General features: G+C 60.4%; 9 protein-coding genes, 2 other RNA genes and 1 pseudogene. 10 read left to right on the top strand and 2 right to left on the bottom strand.

Going from position 1 to position 12,913, the window contains the following annotated elements; translation table 11 throughout:
* Nucleotides 1-131 precede the first annotated feature (131 nt).
* A complete protein-coding gene (locus tag H8S23_RS01450; RefSeq protein ID WP_186886534.1) occupies nt 132-1,853 on the top strand; it encodes a bifunctional diguanylate cyclase/phosphodiesterase in 1,722 nt (573 codons plus the stop codon).
* A gap of 90 nt (nt 1,854-1,943) precedes the next feature.
* Here H8S23_RS01450 and H8S23_RS01445 read toward each other — a convergent pair whose 3' ends face one another.
* Nucleotides 1,944-2,513, bottom strand: coding sequence for a uracil-DNA glycosylase (locus tag H8S23_RS01445; protein WP_186886533.1), 570 nt, complete (start codon nt 2,511-2,513; stop codon nt 1,944-1,946).
* Nucleotides 2,514-2,800: 287 nt separating this feature from the next.
* On the opposite strand from H8S23_RS01445, the gene H8S23_RS01440 reads away from it, so the two are divergent.
* The 8 genes and pseudogenes from H8S23_RS01440 to ssrA all read left to right on the top strand — a co-directional run bounded on the left by H8S23_RS01440 (nt 2,801) and on the right by ssrA (nt 8,818).
* Nucleotides 2,801-3,739 (top strand): nucleoside hydrolase, encoded by a 939-nt coding sequence (locus H8S23_RS01440; RefSeq protein WP_186886532.1) that lies wholly within the window; start codon nt 2,801-2,803, stop codon nt 3,737-3,739.
* Nucleotides 3,736-4,662 carry a nucleoside hydrolase gene (locus H8S23_RS01435; RefSeq protein WP_186886531.1) on the top strand — a complete coding sequence of 309 codons (927 nt, stop codon included), beginning with the start codon at nt 3,736-3,738 and terminating at the stop codon, nt 4,660-4,662. The genes H8S23_RS01440 and H8S23_RS01435 overlap by 4 nt, the downstream gene beginning before the upstream one ends.
* Before the next feature lie 456 nt (nt 4,663-5,118).
* Nucleotides 5,119-5,217, top strand: an RNA gene (gene ffs / locus H8S23_RS01430) — signal recognition particle sRNA small type.
* A 61-nt stretch (nt 5,218-5,278) separates the two neighbouring features.
* A complete protein-coding gene (dnaX, locus tag H8S23_RS01425; RefSeq protein WP_186886530.1) occupies nt 5,279-6,814 on the top strand; it encodes a DNA polymerase III subunit gamma/tau in 1,536 nt (511 codons plus the stop codon).
* Nucleotides 6,815-6,889: 75 nt separating this feature from the next.
* Complete coding sequence (locus tag H8S23_RS01420) at nt 6,890-7,237, top strand: YbaB/EbfC family nucleoid-associated protein (RefSeq protein ID WP_186886529.1); 348 nt, start codon at nt 6,890-6,892, stop codon at nt 7,235-7,237.
* A 25-nt stretch (nt 7,238-7,262) separates the two neighbouring features.
* Complete coding sequence (recR, locus tag H8S23_RS01415) at nt 7,263-7,862, top strand: recombination mediator RecR (RefSeq protein WP_186886528.1); 600 nt, start codon at nt 7,263-7,265, stop codon at nt 7,860-7,862.
* A 90-nt stretch (nt 7,863-7,952) separates the two neighbouring features.
* Nucleotides 7,953-8,411 (top strand): annotated as a pseudogene (smpB, locus tag H8S23_RS01410) (SsrA-binding protein SmpB); the annotation flags it as partial.
* Between the two features lie 59 nt (nt 8,412-8,470).
* Nucleotides 8,471-8,818: a transfer-messenger RNA gene (gene ssrA, locus H8S23_RS01405) on the top strand.
* Nucleotides 8,819-9,230: 412 nt separating this feature from the next.
* Here the strand turns inward: ssrA and H8S23_RS01400 are convergent.
* On the bottom strand, nt 9,231-9,821 hold the full coding sequence (locus tag H8S23_RS01400; RefSeq protein WP_186886527.1) for a hypothetical protein: 591 nt from the start codon (nt 9,819-9,821) through the stop codon (nt 9,231-9,233).
* Nucleotides 9,822-10,412: 591 nt separating this feature from the next.
* Between H8S23_RS01400 and H8S23_RS01395 the strand changes: the two genes are divergently transcribed.
* Entirely contained in the window at nt 10,413-12,833 is a 2,421-nt protein-coding gene (locus H8S23_RS01395; protein WP_186886526.1) for a response regulator, read from the top strand.
* Nucleotides 12,834-12,913 lie beyond the last annotated feature (80 nt).

The raw sequence follows: 12,913 nt of genomic DNA, 5'->3' as shown, positions 1-12,913 counted from the left end.
AAATAGGTGACTTTTTTTGCCCGAAATCGCCAAACCAATTGCGCGGGCGCAAAAGGTGTGTTATCCTATATCTTGTAACAGGGAAAGCGCGCATTTCAGCCGGCCCGGCAGGGCGAAAGGGGCGATGGAACATGTCTCGTGAGATCGAAAGTGCCCGGCAGATCGCACAGGCCGCGGCGCGGTTTGCCTATGACGAGAGCCTTTTATACGACGCGTTGGTGGGCAGCACCGACGAATATGTTTACGTGTGCAATCTGCACACCAACACCATCCGCTATCCCGCGCGCATGATCGAAGAGTTCGCGCTGCCCGGCGAGGTGATCCACGACCCGGTGCCGAAGTGGAAGCCCATCATCCATCCGCAGGACTGGCAGCGCTTTTATGAGGCCAATACCGAACCCTACGACTACAGCCGTGTCAACTACCACATCGTGGAATACCGCGCCCAAAACCGGCGCGGGCAGTGGGTCTGGCTGCAGTGCAGGGGCATCCGACTGTGCGACGCCTCGGGCGAGCCGGCCCTTTTTGCGGGTTATATCTCCGATATGGGGCGGCGCAACAAGGTGGACCAGCAGACCGGCCTTTACAACCAGGTGGAGTTTGAATATCAGACCCAGACCCTTTTGCGGGAGGCGGAGGACGCCCCCTTTGGGCTGCTGGTGCTGGGCATGGACAATTTCCGCCAGATCAACGAGCGGTATGACCGGCAGTTCGGCGATCAGGTGCTGCGCGCCGTCACCCAGAAGCTGCTGTCCAGCCTGCCCGGCAACGCCTCCCTTTACCGGCTGTCAGGCGATCAGTACGGCCTTTTGGTGGGCCATTGCGGCGCGGCGGAGATCGCCGCCCTCTACGAGAAGCTCCAGCGCCAGCTGGACCATCAGCAGGAACTGGACGGCAAAAAGTATTACTGCACCGTCTCGGCGGGCTGCGCGCTCTGCCCCCAGGACGCTCTGGGCTATGAAGAGCTTTACCGGCGCGCCGAGTGCGCGTACGATTACGCCAAGAAACACGGCAAAAACCGGCTGTGCTTTTTTTCGCAGGAAGTGCTGGACGACAGCGAGCGGAGCAGCGAGCTCATCCTGCGCCTGCAGGAGAGCGTGGAGCATGGCTGCGCCGGGTTCACCCTGCTCTATCAGCCCCAGGTGCGGGCGCAGACGGGAGAGCTGCACGGCGTGGAGGCGCTTTTGCGCTGGAACTGCCCCGAATTTCCCGGCATCGGCCCGGCCGAGTTCATCCCGGTGCTGGAAAACTGCGGCCTGATCCGCCGGGTGGGGAAATGGGCGATGCATGAGGCCGTGCTGCAGGCGCACCGGCTGCAGCAGGTGTTTCCCGGTTTGTCGATGAGCGTCAATGTCTCCTATAAACAGCTTGTCGATCTGGACGGTGGGGTGGAGGAGAATCTGCTGGATTTTGTGCGCCGGGAGCTGGAGGCTTTTCCGCTGGGGGACGGCAGGCTGATCATTGAGCTGACCGAGTCCTGCGTCATCGACCGCCTTGAAGAGACCGCGCAGCTGATGGAGCGCTTTCACCAGCTGGGCGTGGGCGTGGCGGTGGACGATTTTGGCACCGGTTATACGGCGCTGGGCATCCTCAAGCAGATGCCGGTGGACGTGGTCAAGGTGGACCGCTCTTTTGTGCAGAGCCAAAACCGCAGTGAATTTGACGAGGTGTTTTTAAAGTTTATCTCTCTGCTCTGCCACCAGGTGGGGGCGGAGGTCTGCCAGGAGGGGGTAGAGGACGAGGACGAGTACCGCCTGGTGCTGGCCGCGCAGGCGGATTACATCCAGGGTTTTTGGTTCGGCCGCCCGATGACCGTCGGCCAGCTGATCGAAAGATTTGAAAAAAAGCAGTAGGGGGGCTTTGTCCGGCCGTGTGACAGGCGCGGGCCGGCCCTGCAGATCAAAAATGCCGCGGCAGAAGCCGCGGCATTTTTGGGTTCCGGTTCAGTCATAGGTGTGGTCGCACACCTCGCGGATCTTGTCGCGCAGGGCGGCAAAATCTTCAAAGGCGATGGGCTTGTTGCCCGGGCTGCGCAGCAGCGCGGCGGGGTGGAAGGTGCCCATAAACAGCACCCCGTCTTTTTCGGTGAACTGGCCGTGTTCGCGGGTCACCGAGTAGTCGGGCCGGATGATCTGCTGGGCGGCGATACGTCCCAGACAGACCACGATCTTGGGCTTCAGGATGCGGAACTGCTCCCGCAGCCAGGGCAGGCAGGCTGCGCGCTCGTCGGGCTGAGGGTCGCGGTTCTGCGGCGGGCGGCATTTGACGGTATTGGTGATGAAGATGTTTTTTTTGCGGTCCAGATCAATGGTGCGCAGAAACGTGTCCAGCAGCGCCCCGCTGCGCCCCACAAAGGGCAGGCCCTGTTCGTCCTCATTCTGGCCCGGCCCCTCGCCGATGAACAATACCTCCGCATCGGCGACGCCGTCCCCGAAAACCACATTGGTGCGGGTCTCGCAAAGGCCGCATTTGGTGCAGGTCAGGCATTCGCTTTTCAATTCCTCCCAGGTCATGGGCGATCCCCCTTGTCAGTTGTCTGTAGAAGTGTATTTCCGCATTATTGTACCACAGTTCGCGCAAAAATAAAACGCGGCGGCCGAAAACAGCGTCCCAGAAAAACAGATCGATTTTTCCGATCGGGAGGCCGGCGCGGGCCACGCCCCGGGCCGCGGCCGTGGAAAGGGCGGTTCCTGACGGCGGAACAGAAAAGACATCTTTGTGCCGTTTGCCGGTTTTCAACCAGTCCCGGATGTGGTACCATGAGGGGGAAAGAGAACACAGGGGAAGGAAGCTGGAAACTTTGCAAAAATTGATCATCGACGCGGACACTGCGTCCGGCGACGCGTCCGCCATCGCGTTTTCGCTGCGGACGCCGCAGCTGCAGGTGCTGGCGGTCACCGCGGTGGCGGGCGCGGTGCCGCTGGCCTGTGCCTGCCGCAACAGCGCGCTGGCGATCGGGCGGGCGGGGGCAGGCGGCGCGCCGCTGTATGCGGGCTGCGACCGGCCGCTGGTGCGCCCGGCTGCGGCGCAGCCCGGCCCGTGGGGCGCGGACGGGCTGTCGGGGAACGCGTTTGCCGGGCCCGGCCCTGCGGCCGGGCCGGAACACGCGGTGAACGCGCTGATCCGCATCCTGCGCGCAGAGCGGGAGGTCACGATTTTGGCCCTGGGGCCGATGACAAACCTGGCACTGGCGCTGCGCAAAGCCCCGGACATTGCCGGGAATATCAGCTGCATCGCGGCGGTGGCAGGCTGTGGGCTCTCCCGCGCCTCCCACACCGCGGCTGCGGAATTCAACGTCTTTACAGACCCCCACGCGGCCGACGCCGTCTTCCGCTCAGGGGTGCCGCTGCTGCTCTTCCCCGCGGAGACCGGCCTTGCGGATGCGCGCCTGGAAGAAGCGGAGCTGGCGGCGCTGCGCGCTTCTGGTGACCCGGCGGCGGAGCTCTGCGTGCAGGGCGGCGCCTGGCAGGCGGAGTATCACAGGGCGCGGTACGGCGAGGCGTTTTTTGCGCTGCCGGAGGCCGCTGCGGCCGCCTGCCTCGCCCATCCCGAGTGGATCCTCGGTTCCCTGCGCTGCAAGGTGCGGGCGGATGTTTCCGGGGCAGCTACTCTGGGACAGACCGTTCTGGACGGCAAGGCGCCGGAAGAGGAAAAAACGGCGCGGGTCGTCACTGCGCTGGACCGGCGGGCGCTGGCCGCCTGCCTGTGCAAAACATTGGGAGGGGAGGGCGCAAAGTGAGAAAGCTGATCATTGACACCGATACCGCGTCGGACGACGCGATCGCGCTGGTGCTGGCCCTGCGCTGCCCGGATGTGAAAGTGGAGGCCGTCACCACCGTGGCGGGCAACGTGCCGGTGGAGGCGGCCACCCGCAACGCCATGGTCTCGATCGCAATGGCGGACAGCTATCGCCCGCCGGTTTATCGGGGCTGCGGCCAGCCGCTGTGGCGGCGGCAGATCACAGCCCAGCAGGTCCATGGCCAGGACGGGCTGGGGGACAGGGGATACCCGGACCCCGGCATCCCGCTGGAGCGGGAGCACGCGGCCGACGCCATCGCCCGTCTGGTGCAGGAGAACGAGGGCATCGACATCGTCACGCTGGGGCCGCTCACCAACCTTGCCATGGCTGTCCGCCTTTACCCGCAGGCGATGAGCAAAGTGCGCTCCATCACTGCCATGGGCGGCCAGTACCGTCAGCTCAACCCCCATTGGCCCTGCAGCGAGTTCAATATCCTGGTGGACCCCGAGGCGGCGCAGATCCTACTGGGAGCGGGCATCCACATCACCTTTGTGCCGCTCGACGTCTGCTTTGGAGCGGCGGCCTTTGATCGGCAGGAGCTGGACGCGCTCTACGCCCTGGGCACCCCGCAAGCCCGCTTTTTTGTGGACTGTAACCGCACGCTGATCGACTATACGCTGGCAAAATACGGCTATGAGGAACTCATCATGCCCGACCCCACCGCCATGGCCTGCTATCTTGAGCCGGGGCTGGCGCTGGAAAAAAAGCCCGCCTTTACCCGCTGCGAGCTGCAGAGCGTGCTGGCGCCGGGAGAGCTGGTTTATGATTTTGAAAGGCGCGGCGGCGAGCCGGAGAACAGCGCGCTGGTGACCAAGATCGACGCGGAGCGCTTCAAAAAGATGATTTTCGACTGCTGCCGCTGAGGGCGCGAAAACAGCCCCGCGAGCCTGCTTTTCCGTTTTGGGACGCCTTTTGACCGTGTCCGGGAACGGCCATCCAGAGCGGGGGAGACCGCTTTGTTCTCCGTTTGACCCGGGCCTGCCCGGCATCTGTCTGCCGGGACCGGCCGCTGGAGGATGCCCGGGGTAGGATCGCCGTCAGGGCCTCACCCGCCGCCGCTTTTCCGGCGGCCGGTTTTGGGAGGGGCGCGGGGCGGACAAAAGCATAATTGCCGCCTTTGCGCCCCATTCTATCCCATAGGCCGCGGCACCCCGCCCATCACACGGCATGCAGCCGGGCGGCGCGGGCGGGCGGGCGGAAGGGGATCGGCGGCGTCCGGGATAAAAAGGAGAGGCGCCCCTCTTGCGCTTTGCGCCGTTTTCGGCTATAATTATTCTGTTAATGGACACGGGGCGGCGGCCGCGTGCCCCGGATACGAAGCGTTGGCCCTGTGCGATGAAGGGCCATGAACCATGTCAGGCGGGGAACCGAGCAGCATTAAGTGGTTTCCTTTGTGCGCCGCAGCAAGCCTGCGCTTCGTATCGGGGGCATGAGGCCCTTTTTCCGGGTCCTGTTTTTTCGTGGAGGGGGGCGTCTGCCATGTATCACGCGCTTTACCGCAAATACCGGCCCAAGACTTTTGGCGATGTGTTCGGCCAGGACGCCATCACCGCCGCACTGAAAAATCAGATCGAAAAAGGCCGGGTGGGGCACGCCTATATCTTTACCGGCACCCGGGGCACCGGCAAGACGACCTGTGCAAAGATCTTTGCCAAGGCGGTCAACTGCCTTTCCCCCCGCGGCGGCGAGCCCTGCGGCGAGTGCGACATCTGCCGCGGCCTGGAAGAGGGCAGTATCCTGGACGTGGTCGAGATCGACGCGGCGTCCAACACCGGCATCGACGACATCCGTGCCCTGCGGGACGAGGCCGTCTACACGCCTGCAAACTGCAAATATAAGGTATATATCATCGACGAGGTGCATATGCTCTCCAACAGCGCTTTCAACGCGCTGCTCAAGATCATGGAAGAGCCTCCCTCCCACGTCATCTTTATTTTGGCCACCACCGAGATCCAGAAAGTGCCGGCCACCGTGCTCTCCCGCTGTCAGCGGTACGACTTCGGCCGCATCCGGCAGGAGACCATTCAGAAACGGCTGGAGATGGTGGCGGAAAAAGAGGGGATCACGCTTTCCCCCGACGCCGCGGCCCTGATCGCCCAGCTGGCGGACGGCGCGCTGCGGGACGGCCTTTCCATCCTGGACACCTGCGCGTCGGCGGAAAAAACAGTGGATGAGGCTCTGGTGCGCCGCATGGCGGGCGTCACCGACAAGAGCTATCTTTTCAGCTTTTCACAGGCGATCACCGCGGGGGACGCGACCCGGGCCATCGGCCTGGTGGCGTCTTTGCGCGAGAGCTCTATCGACATGAAGCGGCTGTGCGAGGAGCTGATCGCCCATTACCGCACCATCATGCTGCTGGGCGCGGGTGCGGGCGAACTGGGGCTCAGCCTTTCCGCCGCCGACCGGGAACGCTACCGGGCGGAGGCGGGGCAGGTGCCGCTGGCGGCGGCCGTCACGGCGATGCGGGGGCTGGGCGACTGCCTGGACCGCATGGGGCGGGGCACCGACCCGCGCATTGAACTGGAACTCGCCCTTTTCACCCTTTGCGGCGTCCCGGCGGCGTCCCCGGTCACGGAAAAAAGCGTCCCGGCCCCCGCCGCACCGCCGCAGAGCGCCCGAGAGGAGCCGTCTGCCGTGCCGCCCGCCCCACCGCCGCGTCCGGCCCCGGGCGAGGGGGCGCAGGCGGCCGCCGCGCAGCCCTGCGCGTTCTGGCCCCAGGTGATCGCCCTGTCGGAGCAGAGCGACCCCATGGTGCACGGTTTCCTGGTGGGCAGCAGCGCTTATCTGCAGGGGCGGCGGGTGCTCATCGACGGCAGCGCGCTGTTTTTAAAGTTTATGAAGACCAACAAGGATTCTTCCGAGCGGCTCAAGGGGCTGATCGCGCAGGTCACCGGCGAGCGGTATTCCATCGGCCCCTATCAGAAGCAGACGGCTGCGGAAGAGCCGGCGCCAAGCCGGGCGGAGGAGACTTTTCAACAATTGCAGGACGCGGGCGTGCCCGTGGAATATCGCTGAACCTTGCCCCGTCTTGATTTTTTATCCTGTGCGGGAGCGGGCAGCAAAGAATATTGAAGCTGGAGGAAGTTCACAATGAAAGCAAGATTACCCCAGGGCTATGGCAAGGTCGACCGCAACGCTTTGATGCAGCAGTATCAGCAGATGCAGCAGGATATGGAGAGCCTCACCGCTGAGCTGGAGGCGCGGGAGCATACCGTCACCGCCGGCGGCGGACAGATCAGCCTGACCATGAACGGCAAGTATGAGGTCCAGCGGGTGGAGATCAAGCCGGAGGCGGTCGACCCCGAGGACGTGGAACTGCTGGAGGACCTGCTGGCTGCCGCCGTCAACGAGGCGGTAAGGGTGGTCAAGGAGACCCAGGAGAGCGAGATGAATACCCTGACCAGCGGGTTCAATCTGCCCGCGGGCCTGAGCCTGTAATTTTTGTGACGAAGGATGTTGCCTGATGGGAGCAAACGCCGCCCCGCTGGAAAAATTGATAGAGGAGTTCTCCAAACTGCCGGGCATCGGCCGCAAGGGAGCGTCGCGGCTGGCCTATCAGGTGCTGGCCATGGACAAGGCCGAGGCGCTGGAGTTTGCGCAGGCGATCACCGACGCGCACACCAAGATCCATCGGTGCAGCGTCTGCCAGAACTTTACCGACGGCCAGGTCTGCCCGATCTGCGCAGGTGAAAAACGGGATAAAAGCACCATCTGCGTGGTGGAAAGCCCGCGCGACGTCTCCGCTTTTGAGCGCACCCGCGAATACAAGGGCGTTTACCATGTGCTGCACGGCCTCATCTCCCCCATGAACGGGGTGGGGGCGGAGCAGCTCACCGTCAAGGAACTGATCGCCCGCCTGGCAGGCGATGAAGTGAAAGAGGTCATCATGGCGACCAATCCCACCGTGGAGGGGGAGGCCACCGCCATGTATCTGGCAAAGCTCATCAAGCCGCTGGGGGTAAAGGTCAGCCGCCTGGCTTACGGCCTGCCGGTGGGCGGCAGCCTGGAATATGCCGACCCCACCACACTGGGGCGCAGCCTGCTTTCCCGCGGGGAGTTGTAAGCTGCGGCGCGCGGTTCCCCTTGACAGCGGCTGGCAAAACGGGTATAGTATTAGTCCAGCACAGACCGAAAGGAGGGGGACGAAACGGCCGAAAATTTCAAGACGATCGCAGACAACCGCAAGGCGCGGCACGACTATTTCGTCCTCGAGGCGATGGAGACCGGCATCGAGCTGGTGGGCACCGAGGTCAAGAGCATCCGCACAGGGTCGGTGAACCTGAAAGACTCCTGGGTGGACGTGGTCAACGGGGAACTCATGGTGCTGGGCATGCACATCAGCCCCTATGAAAAGGGGAATATCTTCAACCGGGACCCGGTGCGGCCGCGCAGGCTGCTGGCCCACAAAAAGGAGATCCGCCGTCTTGCGGCGCAGGTCAAGCAGAACGGTCTCACGCTGGTGCCGCTCAAGCTTTACTTCAAGGGCTCGCGGGTCAAGGTAGAGGTCGGGCTGTGCAAGGGCAAAAAGCTGTATGACAAGCGCGCCACGGCAGCCCAGAAAGACGCCAAACGGGATATCGACCGCGCCATGAAGTCGCACAGCGTCGGCTGAATGCGCCGGTATCGGCAGTATTTTTATCCAAAACGCCCGGCGCAGGCCGGGCAGAATATGGGGATGTAAAGGTTTCGACAGGGAGAGCGAAGCCGGAGCAGCGGGTAGTGGTGCGGACCCACTTAAAAAGCCGCAAAAAAATAGCTAACAACAATAAATTAGCAGTCGCAGCCTAAATTTAGGCTGCTGTCCTTCCCACTTTACCGCGGGGTGGTGTTTGGGCATTAAATGAGCGGTGCACGTGAACGGCCCTAAGCTTTGCGGACCGTCATGAACTCATGAAGCTACCGACCCTGGCAGCCTGCTTACCGGCGGCCAGGCGGGGGAATCTCAATGATAAGCTGCACCCGGAGATACTCTGACAGAACTCTTTTTGGACACGGGTTCGACTCCCGTCATCTCCACCAAAGAGAAAATCCCACAGAATGGCTTGTACAGCCGTTCTGTGGGATTTTTTATGCCTGTAAAAACCTGCAAAAACCACACTTTTGACCACACTTTCAGGCATGAGTAAGGATCCTGTCAAAAACTGCCCCTAAATCCTCGGCGGTTTGCCGGGCTTCGCCGGTGAGAAGATGATTGCAGACACCGAAAACGTCCATGCTTTTTGGGTGGCCGGCGACGGGCCGGATCTTCCTCTCCGGATCGTGGCGGGAAAAGTATCTTATCCTTTTCCGCATTTTGGACAAACAGTATCTTTTGGCCCATATTCTGCTCCACAGTATTGGAAAAACCTGGGCTGAGGGGAAGAAGGCGGCCCCGGTTCCGCAGGCGAGGAAGTCACAACGGATGTGGAAGTGCTTGACTCGATGGGAGCGGTCATTGAACTGAAGCGGAAGACTCTTCCTGTGCAGGCTGGGGCGTTACGGCTTCCGGCGGGGATGGGGGCGACACACTTTCGGCGGCGGCCGGCGCATCGGGTGTTTGAGGAGAAGAAGAGACATCGGCTGCCACGGCCGGGCTCTCGGCGGGGGTGACAGGCGCCATACCCTCGGAAGAGAAAAGCGGAGGTTTATATGGCGTAAAAGCGTGAGCAAAATTTGAGGACCAATAAAAATAAGCAGCCCAGATCGTCGGCAGCACCAGGGGCGTGAGGAAAGAGGGGGCGGACCCGCCCATCACAAGAACAAAAAGGAAAGTGGCGACCCGGCAGCCGTAATCGACCCAAAAGCAGATAAGGAAGGTGCGTTTCTGCTGGGCGATAAAGACCAGCATCCCCACATACATTGCAAGCTCGATAAGGCGCAGCCCGATATCGATCACGGCAAGGCTCGCATATTCGGTGCCCCAGAAAGCGTCATAGTCAACGAACATCTGGTAGGTGCTCCCCAGCGCAGTCAACAGGCCCAATATCAGGGTAACTGTAAAAAGGGACATTAAACCGGGCAGCTTGGTTTTTTCCTTGCGCATTTTACACTTCTCCTTTTACACGCTTTCTAAATAGGGATGATTTACTGCGGCGTGATATACGTATAGATATTTTTTAAGAGCTTTTGCTCTTCTCAGCCAAACCGATAGCTTTTAACATTGACGAGCTGATAAACCCGTGGCGCTTTCTACCTCGCCTCGGAAAACTTGATTATTTCGGTTTTCTGATATCGTATCTCGCAAATTCAGCATATCATAAAACCGAAGCACACACAACTATGAAAGCCTACAAAGAGAGGAGGTGACAGCGATCCGTTTTTCACAGAAACTTTCCTGATACACTGAGTTTTCAGGATATCAAAGAGATGTTCTGATGCCTAAATAGATGTTCGATCGGCAAAAGCAAGACCGGTTTTTGAGGAGCCATTCTTTCAGGCACCCGCTTGCTGCAGCGCCGGGACGGACTCTTTCACAGGATACCCTGATAAATTCTTACGGCAGCATCTTCTAATACGGCTCAGAGGCTTGAGTTTTCTTCGCTTCTGCACTATAATCGAAAATAACCCATATGAACAATGTTGAGCGCGCGTCCATAAGGGCAGAGGATTGCGATAGGGCGAGGAGCAAAATCTTATGAGTGATCGGCAAAAAGAAATGGCAATGGGGAAAGAGCCGCAGTTTACACCTGCCGACTATGAGTACGCGACGCTGATGCATCTGCTGGGCGTCAGTGTCAGCAAACATCTGTTAGACGAGCATTTTACCCTGGTTTGGGCCAACGAGTACTACTACGAGTTTACCGGCTGGACCAAAGAGGAGTATGAATCCACCTTCCACAACCGGCCGGATCTCTACTATAAGGATGATCCCAAGGAATGGCAGGAGCTCACCAATGCGGTGCTGGATGCCCTCAGCAAAGGGCAGAAGAGCTACAAGCTGCTTTCGCGGTTCCGGCGGAAGAACAACGACTTTATCTGGATCCAATTTTCCGCCCAGTTTGCCGATGAGTATATCGACGGCTATCAGGTGGCTTATACCGTGCTCACCAACGTCAACGACGTGATCCGGATGCAAAAGGAGCAGTCTGTCACTTATGAGAGCCTGCCCGGCTTTATTGCCAAGTACCGGGTGGAGCGGGATCTCGGTCTCACCCTGCTGGAGGCCAACAGCCGGTTTATGGAATATTTTGATGAAGGTGCTGGCAGCGGCCATATCCTGCATCAGAGGAATATTGAGGATAACCTGACTGTCCTTATGGAAAATCGAGACCGTTTGCTCTCGGGCGAGCCGGTACAGTTTGTGATGAACGTAAAAAGCCGCCAGGGTAAGACTCTGTGGCTCCAGGTCAACGCTTCCTGCGTGAGCTGGCAGGACGGCTGTCCGATTTACCTTGCCATTTTCATCGATATCACCGATGTCACAGAACTGCGGGAGATCCAGAGAAAGCTGACCGAGCAGGCCGATGCGCTGAAAGACGCCCTCACCGTGGCCGAGCACGCCAACCGGGCGAAATCCGAGTTCCTCTCCCGCATGTCCCACGAGATCCGCACCCCCATGAACGCTATCATCGGAATGACCACCATTGCCGCCGCTTATATAGAGGACCGGCAGCGGGTAGCTGATTGCCTGGAAAAAATCGGCTACTCATCCAAGCACCTGATGACCCTCATCAACGACATCCTCGACATGTCCAAAATCGACGAGGGCAAGATGAAGATCGCCCATGAACTCTTTGATCTGGAGACGGTCATGGAGTCCGTCACCTCCATCATCTATCCTCAAGCGGCCGCAAAAGGGCTGACTTTCACCGTGCCGCTGGTGGACCTGACCGGCACAACATTCATCGGCGACCCCCTGCGGCTGAACCAGATACTGCTGAACCTGCTGTCCAACTCCCTGAAATTTACCCCGGCAGGTGGTTCCATCCGTTTGGAGGTCCGACAGATTCAAAAGAAAAAGGGGCGGATTCGCCTGCGTTTCACCGTCAGCGACACTGGGATCGGGATGAGCCGTGAATTTATGGACCGTCTGTTTGCGCCCTTTGAACAGGAGAGCGCTGAGACCGGCCAGAAATTCGGCGGCACGGGATTGGGCATGGCGATCACCAAAAATCTGGTCACCCTGATGGGCGGGATCATTTCCGTCAGGAGCCAGGAGGGGCAGGGCAGCACTTTCACCGTTGAGCTGGACTTTGATCTGCCCGGGGAAGAGCTGGGGCAGCCGCCCAGGCAGCCTGCCCTGGGATCCTTTCGGATAATGATCGCAGACGAAGACCGGGACAGCTGCATCCATGCCTCTCTTCTGCTAAAAAACCTGGGCATCCGGTCTGACTGGGTGCTCACCGGGGAAGAGTGCGTTGAGAAAGTCCATGCCGCCCATGAGACCGGCGAGGACTTCGACGTGTGCCTGATCGGCTGGAAGATGCCGGACATCGATGGGATCGAAGCGACCCGGCGCATCCGGGAATGGGTGGGGCCGGAGGCGACCATCATCATTATGACCGCCTATGATTGGAGCTCCATTGAAAAAGACGCCCGGGCAGCCGGCGTCAACGCGTTTTTGTCCAAGCCGGTTTTTGCTTCCACGCTTTACAACGCCCTCCTTTCCGCCACCGGAGCCCACAAGGCAGTCCTGACCTCCACGCAGAGCGCGGGGCTGAAACGGCCTGAGCTTGCCGGCCGCCGTGTCCTGCTGGTGGAGGACAATGAGCTCAACCGGGAGATCGCCCTGGAACTGCTCAAAATGACGGATGTGGCTGCGGACTGCGCTAAAAACGGCCGGGAGGCGCTGGAGCTGTTCCTGGCCAATGGGCTGGACTACGATCTCATTTTGATGGATGTGCAGATGCCGGTCATGGACGGATACGAGGCGACCAGAGCCATCCGAAAATCCGGGCATCCCAAGGCGGGGAGCATCCCCATCATCGCTATGACCGCTGATGCCTTCCGGGAAGATGTGGCCCGGGCGTCCGAGTCGGGTATGGATGGACACCTGGCAAAGCCCATTGATCCGGCGCTGCTCTACAAGACCCTGGCTGAAAAGATCATTGGATAGCCGGAGAGTCCAGAAAGGTCGAGGGGATCCCCCTCGGCCTTTCTGGACTGTTTTGTTTATTGATGTTATACTTCGGGTGA

Origin of the sequence: Anaerofilum hominis (assembly GCF_014287275.1) — a bacterium.
Lineage (GTDB): Bacteria > Bacillota > Clostridia > Oscillospirales > Ruminococcaceae > Pygmaiobacter > Pygmaiobacter hominis.
The sequence above is the reverse complement of the archived record's forward strand: the minus strand, read 5'-3'. Positions and strand labels throughout refer to the sequence as shown.